At 44.3% G+C, this 26,192-nt stretch carries 27 protein-coding genes and 1 riboswitch; of the genes, 26 read left to right on the top strand and 1 reads right to left on the bottom strand.

Annotated elements, in window-relative coordinates:
* Positions 1-76: 76 nt before the first annotated feature.
* Positions 77-1,441 carry an MFS transporter gene (locus NQ117_RS07455; protein WP_258277340.1) on the bottom strand — a complete coding sequence of 455 codons (1,365 nt, stop codon included), beginning with the start codon at positions 1,439-1,441 and terminating at the stop codon, positions 77-79.
* Between the two features lie 285 nt (positions 1,442-1,726).
* Here NQ117_RS07455 and NQ117_RS07450 point away from each other — a divergent pair, with 285 nt between their 5' ends.
* The 26 genes from NQ117_RS07450 to NQ117_RS07325 all read left to right on the top strand — a co-directional run bounded on the left by NQ117_RS07450 (position 1,727) and on the right by NQ117_RS07325 (position 26,181).
* Positions 1,727-2,650 carry a substrate-binding domain-containing protein gene (locus tag NQ117_RS07450; protein ID WP_258277339.1) on the top strand — a complete coding sequence of 308 codons (924 nt, stop codon included), beginning with the start codon at positions 1,727-1,729 and terminating at the stop codon, positions 2,648-2,650.
* Positions 2,647-4,110, top strand: coding sequence for a sensor histidine kinase (locus NQ117_RS07445; protein WP_258277338.1), 1,464 nt, complete (start codon positions 2,647-2,649; stop codon positions 4,108-4,110). Before NQ117_RS07450 ends, NQ117_RS07445 begins: the two co-directional genes overlap by 4 nt.
* Positions 4,079-4,747, top strand: a complete 669-nt coding sequence (locus NQ117_RS07440) for a response regulator transcription factor (protein ID WP_258277337.1) — start codon at positions 4,079-4,081, stop codon at positions 4,745-4,747. Before NQ117_RS07445 ends, NQ117_RS07440 begins: the two co-directional genes overlap by 32 nt.
* 195 nt (positions 4,748-4,942) lie before the next feature.
* Positions 4,943-5,094, top strand: a riboswitch (adenosylcobalamin (AdoCbl) riboswitch).
* A 538-nt stretch (positions 5,095-5,632) separates the two neighbouring features.
* A complete protein-coding gene (locus NQ117_RS07435) occupies positions 5,633-6,775 on the top strand; it encodes a 1-propanol dehydrogenase PduQ (protein ID WP_258277336.1) in 1,143 nt (380 codons plus the stop codon).
* A gap of 196 nt (positions 6,776-6,971) precedes the next feature.
* Positions 6,972-7,325: an ethanolamine utilization microcompartment protein EutS gene (gene eutS, locus NQ117_RS07430; protein ID WP_144987958.1), complete on the top strand. Its 354-nt coding sequence runs from the start codon at positions 6,972-6,974 to the stop codon at positions 7,323-7,325.
* A 13-nt stretch (positions 7,326-7,338) separates the two neighbouring features.
* A complete protein-coding gene (locus NQ117_RS07425) occupies positions 7,339-7,770 on the top strand; it encodes a EutP/PduV family microcompartment system protein (RefSeq protein WP_258277334.1) in 432 nt (143 codons plus the stop codon).
* Between the two features lie 69 nt (positions 7,771-7,839).
* Positions 7,840-8,412 (top strand): ANTAR domain-containing response regulator, encoded by a 573-nt coding sequence (locus NQ117_RS07420; RefSeq protein ID WP_258277333.1) that lies wholly within the window; start codon positions 7,840-7,842, stop codon positions 8,410-8,412.
* Positions 8,405-9,829: a sensor histidine kinase gene (locus NQ117_RS07415; protein WP_258277332.1), complete on the top strand. Its 1,425-nt coding sequence runs from the start codon at positions 8,405-8,407 to the stop codon at positions 9,827-9,829. Before NQ117_RS07420 ends, NQ117_RS07415 begins: the two co-directional genes overlap by 8 nt.
* 139 nt (positions 9,830-9,968) lie before the next feature.
* On the top strand, positions 9,969-11,399 hold the full coding sequence (gene eutA / locus NQ117_RS07410; protein ID WP_258277331.1) for an ethanolamine ammonia-lyase reactivating factor EutA: 1,431 nt from the start codon (positions 9,969-9,971) through the stop codon (positions 11,397-11,399).
* Between the two features lie 40 nt (positions 11,400-11,439).
* Positions 11,440-12,804, top strand: a complete 1,365-nt coding sequence (locus NQ117_RS07405; protein ID WP_258277330.1) for an ethanolamine ammonia-lyase subunit EutB — start codon at positions 11,440-11,442, stop codon at positions 12,802-12,804.
* Between the two features lie 17 nt (positions 12,805-12,821).
* Positions 12,822-13,790: an ethanolamine ammonia-lyase subunit EutC gene (gene eutC / locus NQ117_RS07400; RefSeq protein WP_258277329.1), complete on the top strand. Its 969-nt coding sequence runs from the start codon at positions 12,822-12,824 to the stop codon at positions 13,788-13,790.
* Between the two features lie 18 nt (positions 13,791-13,808).
* Positions 13,809-14,462: an ethanolamine utilization microcompartment protein EutL gene (gene eutL / locus NQ117_RS07395; RefSeq protein WP_258277328.1), complete on the top strand. Its 654-nt coding sequence runs from the start codon at positions 13,809-13,811 to the stop codon at positions 14,460-14,462.
* 11 nt (positions 14,463-14,473) lie between these two features.
* Positions 14,474-15,211, top strand: coding sequence for a BMC domain-containing protein (locus NQ117_RS07390; protein ID WP_258277327.1), 738 nt, complete (start codon positions 14,474-14,476; stop codon positions 15,209-15,211).
* Between the two features lie 28 nt (positions 15,212-15,239).
* Positions 15,240-16,712 carry an acetaldehyde dehydrogenase (acetylating) gene (locus NQ117_RS07385; protein ID WP_258277326.1) on the top strand — a complete coding sequence of 491 codons (1,473 nt, stop codon included), beginning with the start codon at positions 15,240-15,242 and terminating at the stop codon, positions 16,710-16,712.
* Between the two features lie 237 nt (positions 16,713-16,949).
* Entirely contained in the window at positions 16,950-17,240 is a 291-nt protein-coding gene (locus tag NQ117_RS07380; RefSeq protein ID WP_258277325.1) for a BMC domain-containing protein, read from the top strand.
* Positions 17,241-17,447: 207 nt separating this feature from the next.
* The gene (locus NQ117_RS07375) at positions 17,448-18,314 is read left to right on the top strand and encodes a cobalamin adenosyltransferase (RefSeq protein ID WP_258277324.1); all 867 of its coding nucleotides are present in this window, start codon (positions 17,448-17,450) and stop codon (positions 18,312-18,314) included.
* A gap of 27 nt (positions 18,315-18,341) precedes the next feature.
* Positions 18,342-18,977, top strand: a complete 636-nt coding sequence (gene eutD, locus NQ117_RS07370) for an ethanolamine utilization phosphate acetyltransferase EutD (protein ID WP_258277323.1) — start codon at positions 18,342-18,344, stop codon at positions 18,975-18,977.
* Positions 18,978-19,191: 214 nt separating this feature from the next.
* On the top strand, positions 19,192-19,947 hold the full coding sequence (locus NQ117_RS07365) for an ethanolamine utilization protein (RefSeq protein ID WP_258277322.1): 756 nt from the start codon (positions 19,192-19,194) through the stop codon (positions 19,945-19,947).
* A gap of 21 nt (positions 19,948-19,968) precedes the next feature.
* Complete coding sequence (locus tag NQ117_RS07360; RefSeq protein ID WP_258277321.1) at positions 19,969-20,244, top strand: EutN/CcmL family microcompartment protein; 276 nt, start codon at positions 19,969-19,971, stop codon at positions 20,242-20,244.
* Positions 20,237-20,782, top strand: a complete 546-nt coding sequence (locus NQ117_RS07355) for a BMC domain-containing protein (protein ID WP_258277320.1) — start codon at positions 20,237-20,239, stop codon at positions 20,780-20,782. The genes NQ117_RS07360 and NQ117_RS07355 overlap by 8 nt, the downstream gene beginning before the upstream one ends.
* 52 nt (positions 20,783-20,834) lie before the next feature.
* Complete coding sequence (gene eutH / locus NQ117_RS07350) at positions 20,835-21,938, top strand: ethanolamine utilization protein EutH (protein WP_258277319.1); 1,104 nt, start codon at positions 20,835-20,837, stop codon at positions 21,936-21,938.
* A 363-nt stretch (positions 21,939-22,301) separates the two neighbouring features.
* A complete protein-coding gene (locus NQ117_RS07345) occupies positions 22,302-23,036 on the top strand; it encodes a hypothetical protein (RefSeq protein ID WP_258277318.1) in 735 nt (244 codons plus the stop codon).
* The gene (locus tag NQ117_RS07340; protein ID WP_258277317.1) at positions 23,026-23,787 is read left to right on the top strand and encodes a hypothetical protein; all 762 of its coding nucleotides are present in this window, start codon (positions 23,026-23,028) and stop codon (positions 23,785-23,787) included. The genes NQ117_RS07345 and NQ117_RS07340 overlap by 11 nt, the downstream gene beginning before the upstream one ends.
* Positions 23,788-23,858: 71 nt before the next feature.
* Positions 23,859-24,404, top strand: a complete 546-nt coding sequence (locus NQ117_RS07335; protein ID WP_258277316.1) for a cysteine hydrolase family protein — start codon at positions 23,859-23,861, stop codon at positions 24,402-24,404.
* 275 nt (positions 24,405-24,679) lie between these two features.
* On the top strand, positions 24,680-25,501 hold the full coding sequence (locus tag NQ117_RS07330; RefSeq protein WP_258277315.1) for an amino acid ABC transporter substrate-binding protein: 822 nt from the start codon (positions 24,680-24,682) through the stop codon (positions 25,499-25,501).
* Positions 25,502-25,515: 14 nt separating this feature from the next.
* The gene (locus tag NQ117_RS07325) at positions 25,516-26,181 is read left to right on the top strand and encodes an amino acid ABC transporter permease (RefSeq protein WP_258277314.1); all 666 of its coding nucleotides are present in this window, start codon (positions 25,516-25,518) and stop codon (positions 26,179-26,181) included.
* Positions 26,182-26,192 lie beyond the last annotated feature (11 nt).

The following is a 26,192-nucleotide window of genomic DNA, read 5'->3' as shown; positions in this document are numbered from 1 at the left end:
TAAATAACGCTCAAGCTGTAATCCGCGAGGATTAGCTTGAGCGTTTATTGGTGTTTGGCTTATTTATTTTCTAATTTTACATAGTTAAGGCTTCTTCAGCTTTCTTCTGAACAGCTTTAACGCTTACATGCAACCAGTAGCAGAAGATGATACAAAGTACTGTCGCCACTAAAAGCAAGTAGAACCCACTGTTCCAGCCCCAAAGGTCAACAAAGAGACCGAATAGTGTCGTACCGAGAGATGCACCCAACAAATAGCTTAGAATTCCGCGCAGACCAACGGCGGAACCAACGGCGAATGGAGGCACAACTTCGAGTGTTTGCAATGAGCACAAGAACTGCGGTACATAAATCAAAGCACCGATTACACCAGCAAAGACGGTAACCATAATTAAAGAGTCACTTAGCCAGTAGCCGATGATACCGAAGAAGATAATGAACATACAAATGATGGCTGGTGGCATACGATAGCCTTTGAAGAATCTGTCTGTCATGTAACCGACCAAAAGCGTTGAAGGAATAGCTGCCCATTCGAAAATAAGGAAGGCAATACCCATCTCACCTTTAGAGAATCCTTTTACATTAGACAAGTATATTGGCAACCAAGCGATAACACCGAAACGAATCATATATACGAATACGTCTGCAAGGGATACCAACCATGCATTTTTATTTTTTAGTACATAGTGATAAAGAATTTGCCATGCTGTCATGTCAGATGGGGGTTTTACATCTTGTTTAGCTAGTGCTGAATCAAGATTATCTTTAAACATTTCAGTAACAGTAGGCAAGCCTTCGTTCTCAGGTTTTTCTTTTGTAAAGTAAAGGATGACAAGAACGAACACTACCGCAATAGCAGCAGGAATCTGATAGCTGGCTACTTGCCAGTGCTCATCTCCGCCTAGCATAAGTAAACTAAAAGTTACGATCGGACCTACGATACCGCCGCCGATGTTGTGAGAAATATTCCACAATGCTGTAATGAATCCACGTTCTTTACGAGGGTACCAGTTAGCAAGCGTTATAAACGAAGGACCGACACCCATCCCTTGGAATAAACCGAGTAAAACAGTAAGTCCTGCAAAGACCCAGAAGCCTGTACTAAAGCCTAACATAATGTTGACCATCGCACAGAGCGCTAGACCTAGAGCCATATAACGCTTAGGACTTGCTTTATCCGCAAGGCTGCTCATAATCCCTTTACTTATACCGTAGGTAATAAGCAAGCAACTTAATAGTATACCGACTTCGGTATTAGAGAGTTCTAGCTCTTTCTGCAAGTGCGGTGTTGACAATTTAAAGTTATTACGAACGATGTAGTAGGCCATGTATCCGAAGAATACACCTAGCAAGGACTGTAAGCGGAGTTGTTTATATCTCTTCTCAACTTGATCCGCGGGTACTTTGGCTGAAGCTATTTTTGGCTTCAAAAATGCAAACACAGTGTTCAACCCCTTTTTTTGTAATGTAGCGCTTTCATTGTGCTGTTCATAAATGTGATGTGACTCATTACTTCTTTATTATCAGGGTCGTTATGCGCTATCACTATCAGCGGAACTCTGATTTTGTTGTCAGATTTTTTATTTGTTTTGTAGGAATTATTCCTACAAAACATCCGACTTTATATTCAAATTTGGATGCTGCTAATAGATATCAATTGCAGGAGGCAGGGATCATGCTATACTTGTTGATTGAAATTAATGAAGTATGAGAATTGAGGTGGGAAGTTGAACAAGTGTATTTCGGTGCTTCTTATTTGCGTCATGACGATTTTATTGGTAAGTTGTCAGCCTACTCATTCTGACTATCAAATCGACTTTACGAAGTCTGAGTCTGCCCCGATCCAATCTCATGAAGGCAAACATGATCCTATTCGAGTTACCTTCTCTAGCTTGCTGGCACCATCGGATACGATTGTACATTATAGGAAGATTGCAAATTATATCGGAGAACAAATGCAAAGACCTGTCATCTTAATACAGCGGAAAAGCTATAGAGAGATGAGCATGCTCGTTATAAATGGTGGCGCGGATATCGCACTTCTTTCCGCAGGGGCCTATCTTACGTTTCGAGATGTGGAAACGTTGGAACCGATCGCGGTTCAGGAGCGGATGGGGGTTCCTTACTATCAGGGGTATCTTGTCGTAAATAATGCAAGAGAAGATATTGATCATATAACGGATTTAATCGGGAAGAGCATTGCGTTTACGGATCCTCTCAGCTATTCAGGGTACCAATTTGTACAACATAAATTAGCTGAAATGAATGAAACGCCAGAACAATTTTTTGGACGTTCGCTGTTTACTCATAATCACGAACATTCGTTGAGAGCCGTAATTGATAATGTTGTAACCGCTGCCGCTGTGAACAATTTGGTCTTTGAACAAGCTTTGCAAAAGCAACCTGAATTATCGAAAAAACTTAAAGTTATCGATAAATCCAAGCGACTGGGAACGGGACCTGTGGTGGTTAACCGCAATTTATCTGACCTAGAAAAGGATCAAATAGAGCATATTTTTTTGACGATGCACGAAAATGAGAAGTTAAAAGCGGCACTTAAGGGTTTGTCCATAGATAGATTTGTACCTGTAGATCCTGCCTTGTTTGAAATCACGGATAGCTCCAGTGATAGTGGAGGAGGCCGACGATGAGATGGGTAGATAAGTTTCAAATCAATCAAAAAATATTCGGAGCCATTATGATTGCGCTGCTATTTCTCGCGTCCATATTAGGTTATATTATCTGGGAATCTCTCACCAATATGATGACGGATGAACTCAAAAAAAGAGGATTAACGATTGCCAACACGATTGCTGCATCATCTTCAGACTACATATTAACGGATGATTATTATGCAACGTATATGCTTATTACTCAGGCACAGCAAGCAGATGAAGATGTTCGCTATATTTTGATTATTAACAACAATCATGGGCTTGTTTCTCATACCTTTGCAGGAGATATTCCGAAAGGGATTATAAGGGCTCACGTCCCTGATGCTTTTAATCGTCCTAATGTGGAAACGCTTACCTCCAATGAAGGACGTATTCATGATGTGTTAGTTCCTATTGAAGAAGGAGACATCGGATTTGTTCGTGTAGGGATGACGGAAAAGCAGGCAAAGTCGTACATTTTGAATAAGATCGGGAAGTTAATTGTTGCTACCATTCTCGTGTGTATTGGGGCTGCGGGAATTGCCTATCTTGTTACCCGCATTATTACTAAACCGATTAATCGTTTAGTCCGCGTTGCATCAGGGATATCGGCAGGTAAACTGTCGCTTCGAGCCAAGGTGTCGAGCAATGATGATATTGGAAAGCTCACGCAGGCATTCAATGAGATGGCAGACAATTTGATTAGTTCGAACAAAGAAGTTGAGGCTTTGCTTGATGAGCTGCGAGATAAAGATCGTCAGCGTGATACTTTAATCTTAAAGCTCATATCTGCGCAAGAAGATGAGCGCAAGCGTATATCGCGAGAATTACATGACGAAACGAGTCAAGCCCTCACGTCGCTGATCGTAACGATGAGAGTGATGGCGGATGAAGCCAAAGATGCAGAACAGCATGAGTTATTGACGACGAGTAGAGATATCGCGGCGGGCATCCTTAGAGAAATGAGAGACTTGGCCGTTGAACTGAGACCTCCTATATTGGATGATATGGGATTAATTCCAGCGATGCGAAAGCATGCGAGCAAATTTGAAGAGAAATATGGAATCAAAGTTAGAATGACTGTACCTAATGAATGTGTCAGCATTGAGAGTCACATCGCTGTTGCTTTGTATCGCATCCTTCAAGAGGGCTTGACGAATATAGTGAAGCATACAGCTGCTACTCATGCTAATGTACATATGGAAGTTGGGGTGCAGGCTATATCCGTCATCATTCATGATAACGGACATGGGATTGAACAGGAAGATTTCGAGAAGGCGCGTCAACAAAATCGTATTGGTATACAGGGGATGAGGGAACGAGCCTTGCTGCTTGGCGGGACGTTTCAAATTGAAAAATCAGAAGATGGTGGCACGGAAGTAAAGGTGTCTATTCCACTAAAAACGCCAAACAGAGGGGGAGCAGATGGAAGCGATAACGAGAATTATGTTGGCTGATGACCATGCCTTGATTCGTTCAGGACTTAAATTATTGTTGGGCAAGAGGGCTAGCTATGAAGTTGTTGGTGAAGCAGCAGACGGCATGGAAGCTTTGCGATTATATAAGGAGCTTGAACCAGATATTTTGATTCTTGACATAAGCTTACCGCGGATGGATGGAATCCAAGTGCTTAAAGAAATCAAGTCCTCCTATCCAGAAGCTAAAATAATCGTCTTAACCATGCATGAAGATGAGGAGTATATAAATGCGGTCATTCATGCAGGGGCATCAGGCTATGTTCCTAAAGCGGCAGTGGACGAGGACTTGTATGCAGCTATTGAAACGGTGTTAAAAGGATATACGTATTTGAGGCCCCAAGAAACACATGTACTGTTGACATCCATCAAAAAGAAGTCGGATCAAGAGAGACATCTGGAGCTATATCGTCTGTTAAGCGCTCGGGAGAAAGAAATATTGGATTATTTAGCAAGAGGGTATTCCCTTGTGGAAATTGGACAGAAGCTAGTAATAAGTGTGAAGACGGTAGATACGCACAAGAGCAGGCTAATGATCAAATTAAATGTAACCAAAAGAAGTGAACTAATTGAGTATGTTATATCCAACAATTTGCAAAGAAAAGAAACTTTTAAATAGCTGCTGATATTCGTTGAAAGCCCTTCTAGCTTCTAGTGGAGAGAGAAGGCAGCTTTTACGCAAGTTTTTTGTGGAAAATAGTTGGATATAAATTTTCCCATTATAAGTTCATGAAAATGTCATTGCTTTTTTTCTTGTCAAGATGATCAAGTATGCTATAATGATTTCGAATGGGAGGCCATTCACGTCATGTACAAACAATAGAAAAAGTTATAGGCAATGGAAGTTTGGTGCAAATCCAACGCGGTCCCGCCACTGTGATAGACCGAAATACACGGTCTTAAGTCAGGTCAATTGTCTAATAACTTTGTCTAGCCAATCCTTTCGAGGCAAAAGGGTTGGATTTTCAAGTCTAGTGACGTTTTGCGCCTCGCTAGGCTTTTTTTAATGGAAAGAAAAGGCTGTCAACGATGAGGTTGCGAAGGCCAGGTGTGTGTCACCTACCTATACAACGACGTATAGTTAGCAAGCGGGAAGTTCTTCAATGCTGAAGAATGATATGCACAATGAAGTGCATCCCATTTTTTACATAGCTAATGGTGTGAGTTATCGCACAGAGGATACTGCGACTCCGCATATACAATAAAAAATGCGAACGATAGCGCAGAAACCCGCGAATCTTTCCTACACAACGCCAAGGTCGCGACTTTGCCACATATGATGTGGTTGACGAGCATCTGGATCGCAGTGTACAGTAGTAACAGACAATTTCATGAATGTTGCACAATGGCGTGCATCTAACATAACAAGCAAAGAGGCTTTTAAGGGAGTACATCGTATTCCTTTGAAGGCCTCTTTTTATTTTTCTAAGCATGAACGCTTTACGATTCTTTATCTTTAATTACGACTTTTGTTATGACTTTGACTTCTTTTGGAGGTGCTTACATGGAAAAAATTTCGATTAGAACAGAAATTTATCTTGGAGAAGGCTCGCTAGATCGCCTGTCTGAATACAGAAATCGTCGTATATTTGTGGTAACAGATCCATTTATGGTGAAGGCTGGTCTCCTTCATATGTTGTTTGAACGCGTACATGACAGCAATGAACAATACATTTTCAGCAACATCGTTCCGGATCCTCCGATTGAAACAGTGACAGAGGGCGTTGAAAAGCTTGCTGAATTCAAAGCCGACCTGATTATTGCGATTGGCGGCGGTTCTGCAATCGATGCGGCTAAAGCAATGAAGCTGTTTGCTCACAAACTGCTGGATCAAGTGGACATTCCGTTCGTAGCGATTCCGACAACGAGCGGCACGGGATCAGAAGTGACGAACTTCTCCGTTATTAGCGATAAAGAAAAAAATATTAAATATCCACTCGTATCGGATCTGATGCTGCCTCAGGAAGCAATTTTGGACCCAGCATTGGTAAAAACAGTTCCTGCTGGCATTACCGCTGATACAGGGATGGACGTATTGACGCATGCAATCGAGGCATATGTTTCCACGAAAGCGAATGATATTTCCGATGCTTTGGCTGAAAAAGCGATGAAACTTGTATTCACATATTTGCCACGTGCGTATAAAGACGGAAATGATCTCGCAGCACGTGAGAAAATGCACAGCGCATCTTGCTTGGCTGGTATAGCATTCAACATGACATCTCTTGGATTGAATCATGGTATTGCTCATAATGCAGGTGCCAAGTTCAAGATTGCGCATGGGCGTATAAATGCACTACTATTGCCGCATGTAATTGAGTACAATGCGAATTACAAGCCGGGATACAGCAGAGAAGAGGAGACAGCTACAGCAGTTCGTTATGCAGAAATTGCAAAAACACTTGGTCTGTCTGCTCCGAATGTGAAGAGCGGTGTTCGCAACTTGATGCAGGCGATTAAGCAATTGCAGAAAGAATTGAACATGCCCTTATCCTTGCGTGATTGCGGCGTGGACAAGGCTGCGTTGAAAGAACATAGCCAAGCTATTGCAGAAGGTGCTTTGCAGGATGGTTGTACAGCTACCAATCCACGTGTACCTAAACTGGAGGAAATTGTTCAAATTTTGAACAAAATGTATCAATCTTAAAATGAAATCGCATTTCGTGCGTTATGCGGTTGACAACGTTTACACATTTAAAATATAGTGAAAGTAACACAACGGCGTGTTGCATACAAATACAAGCGATGAGGCTTCTTAAATTTTCCATGTGGACTTTTAAGGGGTCTTTATGTTTTTTTACAGCTAAATCGTGTTTCTGAATAAGAGATAGGATGAGATGAGTATGGATCAACACAACGAAAAACAACGCGTCATACAGGAATACGTTCCTGGTAAACAGGTTACGCTGGCACATATTATCGCTAACCCAAATGCTGATATTTATAAGAAGCTGGGGTTAGGAACCGATACACATGATGCCATTGGGATTATGACCATTACACCAAGTGAAGCCTCCATTATCGCAGCGGATATCGCGACGAAGGCAGCTGGCGTGCAAATCGGCTTTGTCGATCGCTTCAGCGGCTCGCTTGTTATTACAGGCGATGTATCTTCGGTAGAAGCGGCTGTTAGTGAAGTGCTGCTTGGCTTGCAAAATATTTTAGGCTTCTCTGCTTCGAAAATTACGAGAACGTAAGGGGCGAAGCTGGATGAAGAAATTAATCGTTGCCGGCAGTACCGGCTCAGGCAAGACGACCTTATGCCAATGGCTGCATGGTCAGGAGATTACTTATAAAAAGACCCAAGCGATTGAAACGTTTGATCAAGCGATTGATACGCCTGGGGAATGCATAGAGAATCGATATTTGTACAAGATGCTGCTTGTTTCCAGTGTAGATGCGGACGTCATTGGTCTTGTACAAGATTGCACGAAGGAAGAAAGCTATTTCCCGCCAGCCTTTGCGACTGTATTTGCGAAACCTGTTATCGGTATCGTAACGAAGATCGAATTGGCTGAGACGCAGGAGCAAATTGCGGAAGCGAGAGCTCATTTGCAAGCAGCGGGAGTAGAACAGATTTTTGAAGTCTCGACGATAGAAAATGTGGGAGTAGACGCGCTTCGATCCTATTTGGAAGCGTAGACGACTTTTTCATCTAGGTCTTCACAATAACGAAAAGCAAATAACGGCAGACAATGAGGTGCATGACACATGAATGGAAAAATTGTAATAGTCGACGATGAACCTATTACAAGAATGGATATTCGTGAGATGCTTGAAGAAGCAGGCTACAGTGTAGTAGGCGAAGCTTCTGATGGCTTTGAAGCCATCGAACTATGCAAAAAGCATCTACCCGACTTAGTGATTATGGATGTTCAAATGCCTATTTTGGACGGGCTAAAGGCGGGTAAACGAATCATTTCAGAGCAGCTTGCGGGCGGGATTATTCTCCTAACTGCATTTAGCGACAAACAGACGATTGAGAAAGCATCTTCTGTCGGAGCGCTTGCTTATCTGGTGAAGCCGTTAGACGAAAAGTCGTTTATACCGATGGTGGAAGTCACCATCGCCAAAGGGAAAGAAATTCGCAAGCTCGAACAGAATCTATCCAAGCTGACGCTGAAGATGGAAGAGCGCAAAGCAGTCGAGAAGGCCAAAGGCATTTTGATGAAGGAAAATGGCTGCACCGAAGAGGAAGCGTATCAAACGCTGCGCAAACTCAGTATGGACAGACGGTGTCCGATGATCGAGATTGCCTCGACAATCGTCATTTCCTATGACTGAGTATAAGGCTCAAATTGAGCGATTGTGCAATACGCATACATCATTGACAGATACAGATATAGGTCGGATTAAAGAGATTGCCGAGTCATTCGAAATATCCGACGTGCAGCATGATGTGTTCATTGATGTACTTTCGTGCGTATCTAACGAGGCTATCGTTGTGTACCACCGTCGCCCAGAAGAAGGAATGTCCTTGTACGCTCGTTCGGTTACGAGTGAGAAGGCATTGCGCGAGAATGAGCCTGGTGTGCTGCGAACGCTGGAGACAGGTATTATGTCTCAGGGGCTAGTAGCGAATACGCAGGAGAATCATCTTGTTCGACAGACCGTATATCCGATTAAGAGTCAAGATGATGTCATAGCAGTTGTTATTTATGAAAAAGACGTTAGTGATAATATACAAGATCATTTCAATGTAACAGGTACAGAATTTGAAGAGAGTGAACTTTCTTCGATGCTGTCTACGATATTGGGCTTTAAGGCTTCGATTATTAATCAGCTAGAAGATGCCGTTCTCTTGTTTGACAAGAAAGGTTTTCTGAAGCTGAAAAATAAGAAGGCCGACGAATATTATAGACAGCTTGGCTATTTAGAAAATATTCAAGGATTGCATTATGACAATCTGTCATTGGATCAGACGATATTTTCTGAATTAATGAGACAGCATACCACATTACCGTCCTGTACGTTGACGAAGGATGTAAAGGCAGCTGGACGCTATTATCAGGTGAAGCGAGTGTTTATTGAGCAGCAAGATTTATGCGTAGGCGTTATCTTGCACGATGTGACGGAGATCAAAGACAAGGAAGCTGAGATTATTTCCAAATCCGTTGCGATCCGTGAAATTCATCATCGTGTAAAAAATAATTTGCAGACGGTTGCCTCCTTGCTCCGCATTCAGAGCAGGCAGAGTGAGAGTCCAGAAGCAAAAAAATGCTTAAACGACAGTGTCAGCCGGGTTCTCGCTATTGCAGCGACGCATGAACTGTTGTCGACCGAGATTGAAGCACAGGTGGATTTGTTGGATGTCATTCGGCTTATCGCTTCGAACGTTCAACGGACCTTTGTTAACAATAAAGATATTGATGTTCAAATATATGCGGAAGAAAGCATTTGCTTGGATAGTGATCGCACCGTTGCGATTGCGCTTATCGTAAGCGAACTGCTGCAAAATAGCTATGAACATGCATTTGATGATGGCATGGAAGGCGCCATTACGGTGACTGCCCAAGTGGAAGCTGGATTAGTTACAGTCGTCGTAGCTGATAACGGAATTGGATTCGATGTTGGCGAAGTTTCGCACAAGAGCTTGGGACTATCGATTGTTCGCAGCTATGTGAAGGACAAGCTGAAAGGCAAGCTCGCGTTTGTATCCAACGAAGAAGGTACGGCGGTTTCATTTACTTTCAAAAAATAAATAAACTAATCTGACTACAACGATGTAGTCTAGTAAGCAAAGAGGCTTAAAGTGAACCATTCCTGAACGATAGGATGGTTGTAACTTTAAGCCTTTTTGTATACATCTGGGTCAATTCAAGCGATGGGAGATGAGGGTTGTGAACGAGCAATTGCTGAGTGTAGGCATTGATATGGGGACTTCTACGACTCAACTCGTGCTGTCGAAGCTGCATATTGAGAACTTGGCATCCTCTTTTACGGTGCCTCGCTTGGTCATCACGAATAAAGAGGTTGTTTATCGCAGTGACATTTGTTTTACACCTGTACTGGCTGACAACCGAATCGATATGGTTCAGATTCAACAATTTGTGCAAGAGCAGTATGTGAAAGCAGGCATTTCCAAGGAAGACATCCAAACGGGTGCTGTCATTATTACCGGAGAAACGGCGCGTAAAGAAAATGCGAGTGAGGTTCTTCAGTCATTAAGCGGTTTCGCTGGTGACTTCGTAGTCGCGACAGCAGGTCCTGACTTGGAAAGCATTATCGCTGCTAAAGGAGCAGGTGCTCACACGTATTCGAAGGATCGTTCGACCTCGATTGTAAACATCGATATTGGCGGCGGTACGAGTAATTTAGCTTTGTTCGCAAGCGGCGATCTGCTGGATACGGGCTGTCTCGATATTGGCGGGCGCCTTATCAAGGTGGATCAGAACAGTCACGAGATTACGTATATCGCACCGAAGATTAAGCAGCTCGCAGAACGTAGAGGCATTAAGCTTGCACTTGGCCAGCGTGTAACACCAGTAGATCTGGAGCCGATTATCGGTGAAATGGTCAAGCTGCTTGAGGAAAGTGTTGGGCTTCGACCGCTAAGTGATTTCTACGACACGATTGTCACGAATAAAGGCTTGAAGCTCGATCGAAACATTGCGAGCATCTCGTTCTCTGGCGGAGTAGCTGACTATATCTACAACGAAGCAGCAGGTGACGTCTTCCAATATGGCGATATCGGTATATTGCTCGGGAGAGCGATTGCTGCCTCTCCATTGACGCAGCAGTTAACCGTGGCACGTGCAGCAGAGACGATTCGAGCTACGGTGGTCGGTGCGGGATCACATACGACGGAGATCAGCGGAAGCACGATTACCTACACGGATGAGAGCTTCCCGATTAAGAGTGTTCCGATCTTGAAGCTGTCTGTAGCGGATGAATCCGGTGATGATGACACGCTGGCACGAGCAATCATGGACAAGCTGAGTTGGTTCAAGCTTCATAACGATTTGCAGCAGGTTGCGGTAGCGATTGAAGGGAAGAGCAGTCCAAGCTTCCAAGAGGTGCAAAAGTATGCTCGCGGCCTACACAAAGGGATGGCAGAGCTGCTGGAGCAGGAATATCCGCTCATTGTCGTTGTCCATCATGATATGGCGAAAGTACTTGGACAGACGCTCTATGCGCTGCTTGATTACAAAAAAGATGTCATTTGCCTAGACAGTGTGGTTGTAGACAACGGTGATTACATCGATATCGGCAAGCCGATTGCAGATGGCAAAGTGTTACCGATCGTCATTAAGACGCTTGTGTTTCATTAAATAGAGTGATTATTAGGTGCATTTGGAAGGAGGAGCTTTTGTGATTTTGAAAACGAAACTGTTTGGCCGCGTCTATCAATTCAATTCCTTGATGGAAGTGATGGCTAAAGCAAATGAAGAGAAATCGGGAGATATGCTCGCTGGTTTGGGGGCGACTTCCTCGGAAGAGCGCGTCGCTGCAAAAGTGGTGCTTTCCCAGATTACATTGGCTGACTTGCGCAACAACCCTGCAGTTCCTTATGAGTTGGACGAGGTTACTCGTATTATTCAGGATGGCGTTAATGAGCGCATTTACAACGAAATTAAGAACTGGACGGTTGAAGAGCTTCGCGAGTGGATCTTGAACGAGAACACAACCGAGTCTGACATCAAGCGTATCTCTCGCGCCCTCACGGCTGAGATGGTTGCAGCAGTTGCTAAAATCATGTCCAACCTTGACTTGATGTACGGTGCGAAGAAGATTCGCATTACAGCTACTGCAAACACAACCATCGGTCGTTCTGGTACATTGTCTGCTCGCTTGCAGCCGAATCACCCGACTGACGATCCAGATGGTATCATGGCTTCCCTTATGGAAGGTTTGACGTTCGGTATCGGTGACGCGGTACTTGGTCTTAATCCGGTAGACGATTCTGTAGAAAGCGTTACTCGCGTTCTTAATCGCTTTGAGGAATTCCGTACGAAGTGGGATATCCCGACACAAACTTGCGTATTGGCTCACGTTACTACGCAAATGGAAGCTGTTAAGCGTGGTGCGCCAACAGGACTAATTTTCCAATCGATCGCAGGTTCGGAAAAAGGTAATGCAGCGTTCGGCTTTAACGCAGCTACAATCGCAGAAGCACAAGATCTTGTGTTGAAGCATGGACAAGTAGCTGGACCGAACGTGATGTACTTTGAAACAGGTCAAGGTTCTGAGCTTTCCTCAGAAGCGCATCATGGCATTGACCAAGTGACAATGGAAGCGCGCTGCTACGGCTTCGCGAAAAAATATAATCCGTTCCTAGTCAACACGGTAGTAGGCTTTATCGGACCTGAGTATTTGTACGATGCGAAGCAAGTTATCCGTGCTGGTCTTGAAGATCACTTCATGGGCAAGCTATCCGGCCTCTCTATGGGTTGCGACGCTTGTTATACGAATCATATGAAGGCTGATCAAAACGACCTAGAGAACTTGGCAGTCCTACTTGCAACAGCAGGTTGTAACTTCTTCATGGGTATTCCACATGGTGACGATGTCATGTTGAACTATCAGACAACTGGTTATCATGAGACAGCTACTTTGCGTGAATTGCTTGGCTTGCGTCCAATTAACGAGTTTGAACAATGGATGGAGAAAATGGGCTTCATGGAAAATGGCAAGTTGACTAAAAAAGCTGGAGACGCATCTGTGTTTCTGAAGTAGGAAAGGAGGAATTGAACATGAACGAAAAAGATCTTAAATCCATGATTGAATCGATCCTTAATGAAATGGTAGGAAATGCACCAGCTGAGGCAAGTGCGAAGCCAGCAGCTCCTACAACGAGTGCAGCACCTGCACCTAGTGTTGCTCCAACTGCTGCGGTTGCAGAACCTGCTCAACCGACTATGGCTCCACAAGAACAAATGCAGGAGCAAGTGGACACAGGCGAATGCCTGGATGATATTACGGAGATCAATTTGCGCAAGCTATTGCTCGTTGATGATCCAGAAGATCGCGAAGGCTACTTGAAAATGAAAGAGAAGACACCGGCTCGCCTTGGCGTAGGTCGTGCAGGCCCTCGTTATAAGACGATTACGTCTTTGCGATTCCGTGCTGACCATGCGGCAGCGCAGGATGCGGTATTCTCTTACGTTTCCGAAGATTTCGTAAAAGAGATGAATCTCGTAGCAGTTGAGACTTTGTGCAGCCACAAGGATGAGTACATTACGCGTCCTGACTTGGGCCGCCAGTTCTCCGCTGAGACGATCGAATATATCAAGCAAAACACAACGAAGCAGGCAAAAGTTCAGATTATGGTCGGAGACGGCTTGAGCTCTGCGGCTATTGAAGCGAATTTGCGCGATATCGTGCCAGCGATTACACAAGGTCTTAAAATGTACGGCCTTGATGCAGGCAACATTTTGTTCGTTAAGCACTGCCGCGTTCCTTCCATGGACGTGATCGGTGATGCAACAGAAGCAGATGTCGTTTGCTTGCTAGTTGGTGAGCGTCCGGGACTTGTTACAGCAGAATCGATGAGTGCTTATATCGCTTATAAGCCAACTGTCGGTATGCCAGAAGCAAGACGTACCGTTATTTCCAACATTCACTCAGGAGGAACGCCTGCTGTAGAAGCTGGTGCTCATATTGCTGAGTTGATCAAGACGATGATCGATCGCAAAGCTTCAGGTATCGATTTGAAACTATAAGATGTCTAGGAGGCAGCTATGAGAAACGATCCGATTCATGCAAAGGTGTTGGGCATGAAGCTCATTTCTAACGTAAGCCCTGATATGGCGACCCAGTTGGAGCTGCAGCCCCACCATAAAAGCTTAGGTATTATTACAGCTGATATCGATGATGTCACGTATGCAGCGCTTGATGAAGCTACAAAAGCAGCAGTCGTAGACGTTGTTTACGCAAAGAGCATGTACGCTGGTTCCGCAAATGCTTCCACGAAGCTTGCGGGTGAAGTTATCGGCATTATCGCTGGGCCTAGTCCAGCGGAAGTGCACAGCGGACTTAACGCTGTAGCTGATTTTATCGAGAGCGGCGCACATTTTGTGAGCGCAAATGATGATAACAGCATTACGTACTTCGCACATTGCGTATCCCGTACGGGTACGTATTTGTCCCAGACAGCGAATGTGCAAGAGGGTGAAGCCTTGGCTTACTTGATTGCACCTCCATTGGAAGCGATGTATGCACTTGATGCAGCGTTGAAAGCAGCCGATGTTTCGATCGCGACCTTCTTCGGACCACCATCCGAAACGAATTTCGGTGGTGCGCTATTGACAGGCAGTCAATCTGCTTGTAAAGCGGCATGCGATGCATTTGCTGAAGCTGTGCAATTTGTAGCAGATAACCCGACGCGTTATTAAGGGGCTAGCCTATGAGACATAATGCGCTAGGTCTAATAGAAGTAAGAGGGTATTTAGGGGCAATAGCTGCAGTGGATGCTGCTTTGAAGGCGGCACACGTAACTTGCCTTGGCATTGAGCGAGTGAAAGATGGATTCCGCATGATCAAGCTGAGCGGTGATGTAGGCGCTGTGCAATCCGCAGTGGATGCTGGAGCAGAAGTAGCGGTGCAGTTGGATGTACTCGTTACCCGTCATGTGATTGCGAGAATGCATGAAGAGACGGCTGCGATGGTACTTGGATCGAACGATGCTGGCGATAAAAAGGCAGCATCTGCGGCTGCGAAAGAAGCATCTACTGCCGAAGCTGATCAAAATGTGGCAGCGCCATCTAATGCAGTCCCATCTGCTCAAGCAGAAGAGGCATCTGCACAGGTGAAAGCCGCAACAGAGGAAACGTCAGTGACGCTCGAACATGCAATTGTGGGTGAAGCAACCATAGATTCACCTAAAGCAAATCGTGCAGAAACAACTACGACGAAACATCAAGAAGCTGCACAATCTGCAAATGCAAGCTTGGCGGATACAACGAACCGTCAGGCGAACAAAGAAAACAACACGAAAGAGCTGACCTCTTTGACTAGTAAGCAAAGTGAAGCAGCAGGGAAGCCTGAAGTAAAACTTGAGGCGAAACCTACTGTTGCACCTGTAAAGCCAACTGCCCCATCGGCAGCGAAGCGTTCTAAGCATAAGAAGAAAGCCAGTTCTTAACTAACGTAATGGGAGAGAAGGAATATTGATGGAAATGCTGGATAAAGACCTAAGATCCATTCAAGAAGTCCGTGATCTTATTAAGAAAGCCAAGGAAGCTCAAGCAAAATTGGCTGTTATGACACAGGAACAAATCGACGCTATCGTCAAAGCAATCGCTGATGCGGGTTATGCACATCGCGAGAAGCTTGCGAAGATGGCTAATGAAGAAACGGGATTTGGCCGTTGGCAGGACAAAATCGTCAAAAATGCATTCGCTTCGAAACATGTCTATGAGTCTATCAAAGACATGAAGACGGTAGGCATTATCAATGACGACAAAGTCCACAAAGTGATGGATGTAGCTGTACCAGTTGGTGTCGTTGCGGGATTGATTCCATCTACGAACCCAACATCTACGGTTATCTATAAAGCGCTAATTGCGCTTAAAGCTGGTAACAGTATCGTGTTTTCTCCGCATCCGAATGCACTGAAAAGCATTTTGGAGACGATTAAAGTCATCAATGAAGCTGCTGTGCAGGCAGGCTGTCCAGAAGGGGCAATTGCTTGCATGACCGTTCCTACGATTCAAGGAACGGATCAATTGATGAAGCATAAAGATACTTCCGTGATTCTTGCAACAGGTGGAGAAGCAATGGTGAAAGCCGCTTACTCCTCTGGTACGCCAGCAATCGGCGTAGGTCCTGGTAATGGTCCTGCTTTCATCGAGAAGAGCGCAAACATTGAGCTTGCAGTTAAGCGCATCTTGGATTCCAAGACATTTGACAACGGCACGATTTGTGCTTCCGAGCAATCGGTTGTCGTAGAAGCTTGCAGCAAGGAAGCAGTAATGGCTGAGTTCAAGAAGCAGGGAGCATACTTCCTGACTGCTGAAGAAGCTGTTCAGCTTGGCAAGTTCATTATGCGTGCGAATGGCACGATGAACCCGCAAATCGTGGGTCGCAGCGTTGACCATATCGCGAAGTTGGCGAACTTGAACGTTCCAGCTGGCACTCGTGTCCTTATTGCTGAGGAAACAAGCGTTGGCCGCAACGTTCCATATTCCCGTGAGAAGTTGGCTCCAATTCTTGCCTTCTACACAGAAGACAATTGGGAAGCGGCTTGCGCGCGCTGTATCGAGATTTTGAATGGCGAAGGCGCTGGACATACGATGATGATTCATTCTGAAAATGAGGAAATCATTCGTCAGTTCGCACTTAAGCAGCCCGTATCTCGCTTGCTTGTTAATACGCCGGGTGCACTAGGCGGCATTGGTGCTACAACAGCAATCGCCCCTGCACTTACACTGGGATGCGGTGCTGTAGGCGGAAGCTCGACTTCCGACAACGTCGGCCCGATGAACCTTCTAAACATCCGTAAATTGACTTATGGATTGAGAGAGTTGGAAGACTTGGTGGAACAACCAGCCGTACAGGCTGCACCAACGGCTGCAACGATTTCTCAAGACGACAAAGAGCAATTGATCAGCATGATCGTAGCTCGCATTCTCGAAAAAATGTAATTGCTCTCGTTTTCTTATTTTGGACTTGCTGTAAGCAATCGCTTGTATCAGCGAAAGGGAGCAGAATCGTTTTACAGAAATGAACGGTTCGCCGTTGTAGGAGGGTTTTTCCCCAATAAAATTCGACTATAACAGTGAACCTAAAATGATCTGTTTCCCAGACGCTATTCGCAAGCAACTTGTTTATATATATCTATTTATTCATTTAATTCACATATAACTTAGGAGGAATTTACAATGGCAAACGCAAACGCACTAGGAATGGTAGAAACTAAAGGTTTGGTAGGCGCAATCGAAGCAGCAGACGCAATGGTAAAAGCAGCTAACGTTACACTTATCGGTAAAGAGCAAATCGGTGCTGGTCTAGTAACAGTTATGGTACGCGGTGACGTAGGTGCAGTTAAAGCAGCTACAGATGCAGGCGCAGCAGCAGCTGAGCGTGTAGGTGAATTGTTGTCTGTACACGTTATCCCAAGACCACACCATGAAGTTGATGCAATTCTTCCAAAAACAAAAATTACAGAGTAATTACGTACTGGAAGTATTGGGACTCTCACATTAGGCATTACGCATTATGCTAGTTTATTCAAGTTCACGGCTCATGAAATAGAGTAGATGATTTATACCTAAAGGTTAGATTGGAGGGTGCGGTGTATACTTGCACCCTCATCTTGCCTATAGCGATATTCTCTAAAGGCAGCGGCTCAAATGACCGCATGTAAAGGATGTGAGAACATGGCTGTCATAACGGAAAGCGAATTGCGCAAGCACTTTCGCAACCAGAACTTGAAAGAGGTTGCTGTATACGAAGTAGTGAAGGGAACGATTCTGACACCTTCGGCAAAAAGCTTCTTAACAGATCACCAGATTGAGCTTCGCTTCATACAACCTGGACTAGCTTCCGCTCCTGAAGCCGAGTCATTGAGGACGACGTCATCAATGTCAGAAGCATCAGAGTCAGCTAATACGTCTGCTGCGTCTTCGGCTCCCAATCGGGAAGTAAAGCTGCAAATTACGAGAAACTTGGATACTGAGCCACAGACGGCAATGAAAAAGCGTTTTCGCACGTTGTACGGCGGGTTTCTAGAAACGAAGCCGGAGCATATGACTCATTTGTATGGCAATATGCTTGTGTTTAAAGATCATCCTCGGATTGTATTCCGTGGCAAACTAGATTCGCTAGAAACGAAATTATTAGAAGCACAGATCAGCTGTCACAAGCTGAACATGGCCAAGTTGGTCGAGGACTTGGAAGAAGTATTGCAGTTTGTAAGACGCATCGTTCGATGTGAAGTATTAAGTGAACCGATTGAAGAATTTCATTTGCTTGGGATGACTCCTATTGAACTGCGTGAGCAGTCTCATTTTCCCAAGAAGCATTTTGGATTGGAACATTTTCAACCCAGCTTTGATATGGGCGAAGCGGTTGTTGTCATAAATGCGTTGCGCACAATGACGAGGGAGACGGAACTGCTGGCTTATCAAGCCTTTAAGAAGGAGCATGGCGAAGCCGATCGTGAAGATATTATTCTATCACTGAATCGACTCTCTTCGTTGTTCTGGATTATTATGTTCCGCATCCGCGTAGGACAGTACAACTAAGAACGTACAACTGATGAGGTGAGCAGGATGGATAATCAGCTAGTTGAAAGCATTGTAAATGAAGTTATCAAACGCGTGCAGGATGAAGCTTCCTTCGAGGTAGAGGCATCTGGCAAACACGTGCACTTGAATCGTGAAGCAATCGACGCATTGTTCGGTGAAGGCTATCAATTGACGAAAGCACGCGATCTTTCCCAGCCGGGACAATACGCATGCAAAGAGCGTGTTACGCTCATCGGACCGAAAGGCAGCTTGCACAATGTTATCGTGTTAGGGCCGGAGCGCAAGCATTCCCAAGTGGAAATTTCACTTACGGATTCTGTTGTACTAGGTATATCTATACCTGTTAGAGAGAGCGGCAAGATTGAAGGAACACCTGGTGTTATTATTGCAGCTGGCAGCAATGTATATAAGCTTGATCAAGGTCTTATTGCAGCACAGCGTCACATTCACGTGAAGGCAGAAGATGCAGCAAAATTCAACGTGACGAATGGCGAGATCGTACAAGTGAAAGTAATGGGCAAGCGTCCACTTATTTTCGATGATGTGCTTATCCGTGTTAGCCCTAACTTTGAAACGTATATGCATATCGATTATGACGAGGCGAATGCATGCGGCTTTGTGAAAGGTACAAAAGGGAACATCTTGAAAAAAGGAAAATAAGTGTTGAAGAAATAGCTGTGCTTGCCAAAGTGGGAGGAGCCGATCTTGTTTCTGATCGCTGTTGTCGTCGAGCTCTTTCAATGAAGGTATTCTTTCACGGTGAGAGCTCGACGACAAAGGCGACCACTTCGGTTTTACAAGATTAGATTCTACTTTTTGGTTGAGGCATAGCATTCTATATTTCTTTCAACCTATCGTTATAGGGGGTGAAAAAATGAACCTAGAAGCTCACCAACAGGCCGCGCTCATTCAGGCGGTAACGGATGAAGTTATGCGAAGACTTGAGCAGGTGAAACAGGGCCAATCAAATGGGAATAAAAAACGAGCGGTGCTCCTTTCTATGGAATCGCTTCCACAACTAGAAAGTATGCTGAATCCGCATGTAGAAGTTTCTTATTATGAGGCATCTATGCGAGATTGCGATTTGCTCATTATTCCTCAAATATGTCTTCAACTACTTGCGAACCTAGCGAATGGACTTAGTGCTGGGCCGCGTGAACGATTTGTGTTGACGATGCTTCTCAAAGGCAGACGAGTTATCGTGCTGGAAGAAGGATTGCTTTATCGCAAATATAAAGCAACAGCACCTGTCCATTTGTACAAGTTGTATGAAGGATTTGCACATCAGCTCAGCAATTACGGTATTCGAATGGCAAAGACGTCCGAGCTGCTGTCGGTATGCCTGCAAAATGAACATCCAGCATCAGAGCCACAGATGGGATGCTCACTCACGCGCGCGCATACGAAGGAAGCGGCTGCATCATGTGCAATGCCTAAAGTCGTCACTACAGCAACATCTGAAGCGATGACATCCGAAGTGTTAACTTCGAAAGTAATCACAGAGGCAGTAGTGAAGAAGTTCCGTAACGCGCATCAACGCGAAGCGATCGTCATTAGCAAGCACAGCATTATTACACCGCTGGCGCAAGACTATCTGCGCATGCAGCAGATGGAAGTACACAGAAGATAACGGCAAGGTGAGGTGAACCCGATGATCGTGGGAAAAGTGGTAGGCAGCCTGTGGGCTACTCGTAAAGACAACAAGCTCAATGGGTTAACTTTTTTGGTAGTGAAACCCATAACACATGAGGATGGTGCGGTTTCGCGTGACAGCATTGTTGCTGCGGATAACGCGGGTGCAGGTATCGGCGATACGGTGCTTGTGACAACAGGAAGTGCTGCCCGAGCGTCGATGTCGAATTCGGATGTTCCTGTGGACGCAGTGATCGTAGGAATCGTCGATTCAATCGAGGTATCCCATGACTAGTGCAGTAGGCGTCGTTGAGCTGCGTAGCATTAGCAAGGGCTATGAGACAGCAGATCAGATGCTGAAAACTTCACCTGTGACGGTTCATCATCTCAAGCCGATATGCCCAGGTAAGTTTCTAATCATTATGAGTGGTAATACGGCAGATGTAGAAATTGCAATGGAAACAGCCAAATTAGAAGCAGGCGAGTATCGCATAAGCGATTTTGTGCTTCATGGTATCCATTCTGACATCATCGAAGGATTGAAGGGACGAAAGTCCTCTATTTCTGTAGACGCGATTGGTATCGTAGAAACGTCCACCGTGTCTTCCGGTATTTTTGCTCTAAATGAAGCTTTGAAGCAGTGCGATATTTATGTGAAAAAAATGAACCTAGGCATGGCGATTGGCGGCAAATTCCTCGCCGCATTTACGGGAAGTGTCAGCGACGTAGAGGAAGGAATGAACGTCTTTATTTCCGCTATGGATCAGAAACGGATCATCCACACGTCAGTGCTGCGCTCTCCAAGCGAGGAAATTAAGCAGCAGTTCCGGTAAGAGGTCATTATAAACGATCGAACGCTCATCATAAGAATGGGGGATCACCTTCGTGGAAATCAACGAAATTATTATTTACGCCATGGTACTATTTATGGTTCTCGGTGCGCTTGATAAAGCCATCGGAAACAAGTTCGGATTGGGACATCAATTCGATGAAGGGATTATGGCGATGGGTTCCTTGACCCTTGCAATGGTAGGGATCATCTCTCTATCTCCGGTCTTGGCAAAAGTATTAAGCCCAATCGTCGTTCCGATTTACAGCGCACTTGGTGCTGACCCTGCTATGTTCGCGACTACATTGTTAGCGAATGATATGGGTGGATATTCACTTGCGATGGAATTGGCGAACACACCTGAAGCAGGATTGTTCGCAGGTACGATTTTAGGCGCGATGTTAGGACCGACAATCGTATTCATTATTCCGGTTGCACTAGGTATCATTAAGAAAGATGACCACAAGTTCCTTGCAACGGGTGTATTGGCTGGTATTATTACCATTCCACTTGGATGCTTGGTTGGTGGATTGGTTGCAGGCTTCTCGATTGGCATGATTTTATCCAACCTAGTACCAATTATTATTTTCGCAGTACTTATCGCACTTGGCTTGTGGAAGTTCCCGCAAGGGATGATTAAAGGCTTCACTATCTTTGGTCAATTTATCGTAATTGTAGCTACACTAGGTCTTGCAGTAGGTATTATTCATCAGCTTACAGATGTTACGATTATTCCTGGTATGGCTCCAATTAGTGAAGGAATCGAAATTGTTGGTCACATTGCTATCGTCTTGGCAGGTGCTTTCGCGATGGTGTTTGTTATTACGAAGCTGTTCAACAAGCCACTTATGAAAATGGGTAAATTGCTTGGCATGAACGAAGTTGCGGCAGCTGGTATGGTTGCGACACTTGCTAACGTTATTCCAATGTTCGGCATGATGAAAGACATGGATGCTCGTGGTAAAGTCATCAACGTTGCTTTCGCAGTATCCGCAGCATTCGTGTTCGGTGATCACCTTGGCTTCACAGCTGGGGTAGCCAAAGAAATGATCTTCCCGATGATCGTCGGTAAGCTGGTTGGTGGAATTACAGCTGTATTTGTAGCTATTTTCCTTGCGAAGAAGATGGCTCCAGAGCCTAAGGCAGTAGAAGGAAAGTAATAGCGCAAGTCAGCATGTAAATGAAGAAGTAACCTAAATGATTAGAGATAGATAATAGTCACCTAATGCAAGTTAACAAAGAAGAACCCGTAGTGTGGACACGATGTTACATGTGTACTATGCAGCGGGTTTTTTTTTATTTTGGTGGTAACGTTGGGTTGGCCTAGTTGGGCTCGTTTATTTATGCAGCAAGGAATATGCGGACGCAATGTGGAATAAGAAAGATTGACTGATTACCATCTTCCTAATTTATGGTGCATATAATGAGGGCTAATAATTATAAGTTAACTTTCTGTTCTGAGCAAAGTGGGTAGTAAGAACTGTCCGATGATGTGTGAGTTAGATTCGTGAAGAGGTGAGATCATGGGAGTTGAGACGAGCGCATTCAGTCAACCTAATATTGTTCAATTTGTTGGTTTTGCTTTAAGCTGGATAATCGTGTTAATCATCGCCATATATATGTATCGCAAAAAGCAAGATAGATCAGTGAGATTATGGATCATAGCTCCCGTCATCTATATTGGAATATTCTCTTTCTCAGTGAACTTTACGCTTAACCAAGAATCGATCAAGCTCGCCATACTTCCGCTTGGCGTATGGTTTCTACTCGTAGTTATGCCACAAAGATCGAAAGACAAATACCGCCCGTATGCATGGCTAGGATTCTGTGCCAACTATTTGTTCCTTTTTATTACTATCCTTACAAGCTTTATTCATGACGGAGTGTACCCAAAATCTAATCCTGCAACTTTCATTTCCTACCTCGATGATGCTGACCTCATTGCTATTCATCCATCTGCACAACCAGCTGAACTCAATAAAAAACGACTTCAAGAGCAATTAGAACAATTAACTGCTGCAGAGATGCAGGTCATCGAGTGGCATCGTCAATCGGTTATAAGTACAGAAGCTTATTACCAACGTGAGCGTTTTCCCTATTTACTCGTTGGTATAAAGGCTCGATGGGGAAGTGGTCTGTCTTCCACGGTTTATATCGAAGATGATGGTAAGGGCTTATTGCTTACGACGGCTGAACAGCAGTTTTACTATCGGGTCGGAGAGTCGCTTCTTAAGAGGGAGGTAAACGATGCACAATAGAAAGAAGCAGTGGATATTTCTAGGGGCAGGATTGTTGGTAGTCATTTTTAGCTGCATATGGTTTCTATGGCTGCCATCGCATCCGAGTTCTCTCCCTAGTCGCCAAGCTATGCTTGAAAAGCTGCGTGAACACTCCTTCGGCGTTGAAGCTCGAGAGATTGTAGATGTGATTTCATTAGATGATCGACACGCGTATGCTCCTTACATTTCTAATGGTGGCAGCTATGGGCAAAGCTTTTGGACATGGGATAGGACTCAGTGGAAAGTAGGTGCAATTCTAGAAAAGGGTGAGCCTTATATTTGGAAGTTGGATGGAGAATTTTCTAAGCAATATATCGTTTATCATGTGGATCCGAGGGATGAGATAGGAACAATGAAATATCATCTGATCCGTGAAAGGTATTACCAAATTTCCGGAGGCTTGCAACGATATACGCCGCGTGTTCAGATGTCACTTTCCATACCTATACAAGAAGAACGGCGATATGACGCCATTCCATTGCCAGACGATTGGATACGTATGATGGAAGAGGAGGTCCAAATTAGCGGAAGCGGGCAATCGTCGGATTTATTTGGTTGGATGTCTGCTTCTTCTCAATTGCGCATCGGTTGGAATACTTATGATCGCCAAGGCAAGAAGACTTTTACGGAACACTCTGTAAATGGTTCTAGTTACGGAAATGGTGAACTTGCACTGCGCTTTATTTCGATCTTAAATGAATCTGAGTTGGAGGATGGCCGAAATCCCTGAGCCTAATTGATCAAAACAAATGAGCGTTCTACAATGTAGGAAATGTGCGATTAGAAAATTTTAGAAGGAGGATGATTATGAACAACACAGCTCTACTCATCATTGATGTCCAACAAGGGATGTTTGCAGAAGAGAATCCTGTATACAATGGAACACAGTTACTAGCTAACATCCAACAGCTAATTGCCTATGCACGAAGTCAGCACATACCAATCTACTACATTCAACATACGGAGCCAACTGGTCGTGAATTTGAAAAAGGCTCCCCAGCTTGGATGATACACCCTCCAATTGCCCCTACTGAAGCAGACATCGTTATAGAGAAGACAACTCCAGATTCCTTTCATCAGACCGATTTACATCAACAACTCCAGAAACGAAATATCGAGCATCTTTTGCTCATTGGCATTCAGAGTGATGTATGCGTAGATACAACCTGTAGAAGAGCGTTCAGTTTAGGATATAAGTCTACGTTAGTAACAGATGCTCATAGTACATGGGGATCTTCAGAACTCACGGCACAACAAATTATTGATCATCACAATCAAGTGCTAAGATGGTTCGCGAACACGAAAGAAACGAAGGATATTGTATTTCTTACTGAAGGCAGTATTTAGAAAAGCCTCCAAGTGAATCATCAAATGGCTATGCCATCAATATTGAAAATAAGGAATAAACTAGGCTTCTTAGAAGATGATATCTATATAAAATGGTAGGGTTTCAGATGAAAATAATAAAACTTAGTTAATTCATCGGAATTATAAGAAAAATATATTGTACAGAATCGAAATGCATGATATTATCGGAACAATCATCGAAAGCAAGGAGTCAACGAGTAGCGAATTATGGCTTACAAATGGTGATATTACATTTTTTTAGGGGGCTGTACGATATGAAGAAAAAGACGCTAACCATCTTGCTTATTACACTTGTCACAATGGTACTGGCGGCATGCGGCAGTCAGGGTGATAGCGCCAAGTCGGAAGCTGGCCAAGGTACACCAGAAGCGAACCATTCGCTGGCGCAAATTAAGGCAAATGGCAAGATTCGTATCGGTACAGAAGGGACGTATCCTCCGTTTACGTTTCATGATGCTACTAGCAAGCTGACAGGCTTTGACGTAGAGCTTGCTGAAGAGATAGCAAAGCGCTTAGGTGTCACTCCAGAATTTCACGAGGCAAAATGGGATGGCATGTTCGCAGGCTTGGACAGCAAGCGGTTTGACATTGTCGTAAACCAAGTGTCCATTAACGATGATCGCAAGAAGAAGTATGATTTCTCTGACCCGTATAGTGTATCGAAAGCTGTGCTTATTGTACACGAAGAAACAGCTGATGTGAAATCATTTGAGGATTTAAAAGGCAAGAAGGCTGGTCAATCCTTGACGTCCAACTTAACCGAGATCGCTAAGGCAAACGGCGCGGAAATTGTACAAACAGATGGCTTCAACCAAGCGATCGAATTGTTAGTTTCCAAGCGTATTGATGTGACGATTAATGATGGTTTGTCTTTCTTAGACTTTAAAAAACATCGTCCCGATGCAAAAGTAAAAGTTGTGGACGAGCATCCGAATGCTTCCAGCAGCGGTGTATTGATTCCTAAAGGTGAGCAAGAGCTTGTTGATGCGATTAACAAAGCACTTGCAGATATGAAGGCCGACGGCACGTATTTAGCTATTTCTCAGAAATACTTTAATGCTGACATTTCAAAATAATTGGGTGATCGCTCGTGGATAAATATTTGGATATATTCCTTGATTCACTATGGCCGTTATTGAAAGCGGGATTGCTGTTCGCAGTTCCGCTTACTCTGATCTCTTTTGCAATTGGTCTCGTGTTAGCGTTATTAACTGCACTTGCTCGCTTGTCATCCATTAAGCCGTTAGTATGGCTGGCGAGGTTCTATGTATGGATTATACGTGGAACACCATTGCTCGTTCAGTTGTTTATTATTTTCTATGGACTTCCTAGCTTAGGCATTACAATTGGCGCGTTTTCAGCTGCCATTATTGGATTCTCACTTAGTGTTGGTGCATACAATGCAGAAGTGATGCGAGCTGCTATTCAGTCTATTCCAAAAGGACAGTGGGAAGCGGCAGAATCTCTTGGTATGACACGCAGCCAAATTTTACGCCGTATTATCTTGCCACAGGCAGCCCGGGTATCGGTGCCACCGTTATCGAACTCCTTTATTAGTTTAGTAAAAGATACTTCCTTAGCTGCGACGATTACGGTAACGGAAATGTTCCAGCGTGCCCAACAAATTGCGGCTGTAACCTACGAACACATGCTTATTTATTGTGAAGTGGCCTTAATTTACTTGTTCTTCAGTACGATCTTGTCTGCACTGCAAGCAAGAGTGGAAAAATACTTTGAACGCTATACCGTTCGTTAAGGGGGCATCGT

This window comes from Paenibacillus sp. SC116 (assembly GCF_024733555.1).
Taxonomy (GTDB): Bacteria; Bacillota; Bacilli; order Paenibacillales; family Paenibacillaceae; genus Paenibacillus_B.
The sequence above is the reverse complement of the archived record's forward strand: the minus strand, read 5'-3'. Positions and strand labels throughout refer to the sequence as shown.

Excerpts from the sequence above, each read along its gene's own strand:
- NQ117_RS07445 (WP_258277338.1), top strand. The coding sequence starts at position 2,647 with ATGAGATGGGTAGATAAGTTTCAAATCAATCAAAAAATATTCGGAGCC.
- NQ117_RS07440 (WP_258277337.1), top strand. The coding sequence starts at position 4,079 with ATGGAAGCGATAACGAGAATTATGTTGGCTGATGACCATGCCTTGATT.
- NQ117_RS07435 (WP_258277336.1), top strand. The coding sequence starts at position 5,633 with ATGGAAAAAATTTCGATTAGAACAGAAATTTATCTTGGAGAAGGCTCG.
- eutS (WP_144987958.1), top strand. The coding sequence starts at position 6,972 with ATGGATCAACACAACGAAAAACAACGCGTCATACAGGAATACGTTCCT.
- NQ117_RS07425 (WP_258277334.1), top strand. The coding sequence starts at position 7,339 with ATGAAGAAATTAATCGTTGCCGGCAGTACCGGCTCAGGCAAGACGACC.
- NQ117_RS07420 (WP_258277333.1), top strand. The coding sequence starts at position 7,840 with ATGAATGGAAAAATTGTAATAGTCGACGATGAACCTATTACAAGAATG.
- NQ117_RS07415 (WP_258277332.1), top strand. The coding sequence starts at position 8,405 with ATGACTGAGTATAAGGCTCAAATTGAGCGATTGTGCAATACGCATACA.
- eutC (WP_258277329.1), top strand. The coding sequence starts at position 12,822 with ATGAACGAAAAAGATCTTAAATCCATGATTGAATCGATCCTTAATGAA.
- eutL (WP_258277328.1), top strand. The coding sequence starts at position 13,809 with ATGAGAAACGATCCGATTCATGCAAAGGTGTTGGGCATGAAGCTCATT.
- NQ117_RS07390 (WP_258277327.1), top strand. The coding sequence starts at position 14,474 with ATGAGACATAATGCGCTAGGTCTAATAGAAGTAAGAGGGTATTTAGGG.
- NQ117_RS07385 (WP_258277326.1), top strand. The coding sequence starts at position 15,240 with ATGGAAATGCTGGATAAAGACCTAAGATCCATTCAAGAAGTCCGTGAT.
- NQ117_RS07380 (WP_258277325.1), top strand. The coding sequence starts at position 16,950 with ATGGCAAACGCAAACGCACTAGGAATGGTAGAAACTAAAGGTTTGGTA.
- NQ117_RS07375 (WP_258277324.1), top strand. The coding sequence starts at position 17,448 with ATGGCTGTCATAACGGAAAGCGAATTGCGCAAGCACTTTCGCAACCAG.
- eutD (WP_258277323.1), top strand. The coding sequence starts at position 18,342 with ATGGATAATCAGCTAGTTGAAAGCATTGTAAATGAAGTTATCAAACGC.
- NQ117_RS07365 (WP_258277322.1), top strand. The coding sequence starts at position 19,192 with ATGAACCTAGAAGCTCACCAACAGGCCGCGCTCATTCAGGCGGTAACG.
- NQ117_RS07360 (WP_258277321.1), top strand. The coding sequence starts at position 19,969 with ATGATCGTGGGAAAAGTGGTAGGCAGCCTGTGGGCTACTCGTAAAGAC.
- NQ117_RS07355 (WP_258277320.1), top strand. The coding sequence starts at position 20,237 with ATGACTAGTGCAGTAGGCGTCGTTGAGCTGCGTAGCATTAGCAAGGGC.
- NQ117_RS07345 (WP_258277318.1), top strand. The coding sequence starts at position 22,302 with ATGGGAGTTGAGACGAGCGCATTCAGTCAACCTAATATTGTTCAATTT.
- NQ117_RS07340 (WP_258277317.1), top strand. The coding sequence starts at position 23,026 with ATGCACAATAGAAAGAAGCAGTGGATATTTCTAGGGGCAGGATTGTTG.
- NQ117_RS07335 (WP_258277316.1), top strand. The coding sequence starts at position 23,859 with ATGATTATGAACAACACAGCTCTACTCATCATTGATGTCCAACAAGGG.
- NQ117_RS07330 (WP_258277315.1), top strand. The coding sequence starts at position 24,680 with ATGAAGAAAAAGACGCTAACCATCTTGCTTATTACACTTGTCACAATG.